Raw genomic sequence first — 1,948 nt, 5'->3', positions numbered from 1 at the left:
GCCCCGCCCTCAGGGGCGGGACCGGCACCGGTCGGGACCTCCGTGACGGACTGGTCGGTCACGCTCAGCCCTTGAGCTCGGGCTGCTCGTCGAGCAGCTCGGCCAGCAGCGACAGGTCGAACACGTCCTCCTGGGCGGCGTCGATCCCGGCCGCCTCGAACGTGGCCATGTTCTGCGCCAGGAGCTCGTCGCTGATCGTGAAGATGCCGTTGGCGGCCGTCTCGTCGGTGTTGATCAGCTCCTCGCACTGGATCGTGTTCTGCTCGACCTCCTTGGCCAGGTCGAGGTCCTGGTCCGCGCCGTACTCCTCGACGGCCAGCCGCGCGCCCTCCTCCATGTCGGCGCAGGCGTCCGTCCAGCCCTTGATCTCGGCCTCCAGGAACGCCTTGACCACCTCGGGGCGCTCGGCGATGGTCTCGTCGGTGGCGATGACGGACTCCGCGACGAACGGCAGGCCGTTGTCCGCGAACAGCAGGTTGGTCACCTCCTCGCCCTGCGACGAGACGATGATCGACTCGTTGGTCACGTACGCGAGGAACCCGTCGACCTCGCCGTTGACCAGGGGCTGCGGGTCGTACTGCACGGGCACGATCTCGACGTCGTCCTCGGTGAGGCCGTTGGCCGCCAGGAGCGCGGCGAACAGCAGGCCGTTGCCGCCGTCCTGCACGCCGATCTTCTTGCCCTTGAGGTCCTCGGCCGTCGCGATGTCCGCGCCGTCCTTGAGGGACAGGATGGTGAACGGGTTCTTCTGGAACGTGGTGCCGACGATCTTGATCGGCGCGTCCTCGTTCGCCACGACCTGGCCCACGGTGACGGCGTTGGTCAGACCGAAGTCGGCCTTGCCGGAGGCAACCAGGTTCTCCGTCGCGCCGGGGCCCGCGTTGAACGTGACGTCGCCGAAGCCGGCGTCCGCGTAGTAGCCCTTGCTGTCCGCCATGAACTCGCCGGCGAACTCGGCGTTCTTGATCCACGAGAGCTGGACCGTGAGGTCGCCCAGGCCCTCCCCCTCGGCAGGGGCGTCGTCGCCGGAACCGCAGGCCGCGAGGGCGAGCGAGGCGGCGGCCACGACGGCCGTCAGGCGCAGCGCGCGCCCAGGACGGGAAAGCATCATGAGTGGTTCTCCTGGTGTGCTGGGTGCGCGGGACGAAACCCGCGTCTCGTTGCCCAGGACGCTAGGGACCTGCGGTTTCACGCCTCACGTCGGCCGGTTACACGGCCGTTAAACGTGCCGCCGCACCGGGTGAACCGGCCCGCGCGCCTCAGTACGGGACGCGCGCGGTGTGCACGCGCCAGGCCTCGAAGGGCTCGCCGGCCCGCTCGATCCGGTGCTCGACGACGGGGTTGGGCCACGTCGAGCGGTCGCGGTCGAGGAGCTCGTAGAACTCGCGGTCGTCGAAGCCCGCCCGCTCCGCGTCGTGCCGGTCCGCGGCGAACACCACGCGGTCCACCCGGGCCCAGAGCGCCGCGGAGAGGCACAACGGGCACGGCTCGCACGAGGCGTACAGGGTGGTCCCGGCGAGCGAGAACGTGCCGAGCTCCTGGCAGGCCGCCCGGATCGCCACCACCTCGGCGTGCGCCGTGGGGTCGAGGTCCCGGGTCACGCGGTTGCCGGCGGCCGCGACCTCGGCGCCGTCGCGCACGACGACGGCCCCGAAGGGGCCACCGCCGTCGGCCACGTTCCGGGACGCGACCTCGACGGCGCGGGCGAGCCACGCGGCGTCCTCGGGGCTGACGGCTGTCCGGGACGTGGTGTCGGAGGACTGGTGAGGGCTGGTCACCCTTCGATGCTCGCACCGCTGCGTTTCACTGGCGTTCCGAGGAGGTCACCTGATCGAAACGTCTGTTTCGCCCGCCTGGGGTGCGCCGGCGTTCCGTCGAGATCGGTCCGCTGCGTCGAGATCGGTCGGTTGATTTTAACATATAGAACCAAAGGGCCCCAAAACCACCG

At 70.2% G+C, this 1,948-nt stretch carries 2 protein-coding genes; both read right to left on the bottom strand.

Going from position 1 to position 1,948, the window contains the following annotated elements; translation table 11 throughout:
• Positions 1-64: 64 nt before the first annotated feature.
• The gene (locus ACFWEJ_RS28550; RefSeq protein ID WP_377232532.1) at positions 65-1,111 is read right to left on the bottom strand and encodes an ABC transporter substrate-binding protein; all 1,047 of its coding nucleotides are present in this window, start codon (positions 1,109-1,111) and stop codon (positions 65-67) included.
• Positions 1,112-1,259: 148 nt separating this feature from the next.
• On the bottom strand, positions 1,260-1,778 hold the full coding sequence (locus ACFWEJ_RS28545; protein WP_377232531.1) for a nucleoside deaminase: 519 nt from the start codon (positions 1,776-1,778) through the stop codon (positions 1,260-1,262).
• Between the last annotated feature and the right edge of the window lie 170 nt (positions 1,779-1,948).

It is taken from the genome of Promicromonospora sp. NPDC060204 (genome assembly GCF_042728455.1).
GTDB lineage: Bacteria > Actinomycetota > Actinomycetes > Actinomycetales > Cellulomonadaceae > Promicromonospora.
This window is presented reverse-complemented; position numbering and strand designations above follow the sequence as displayed.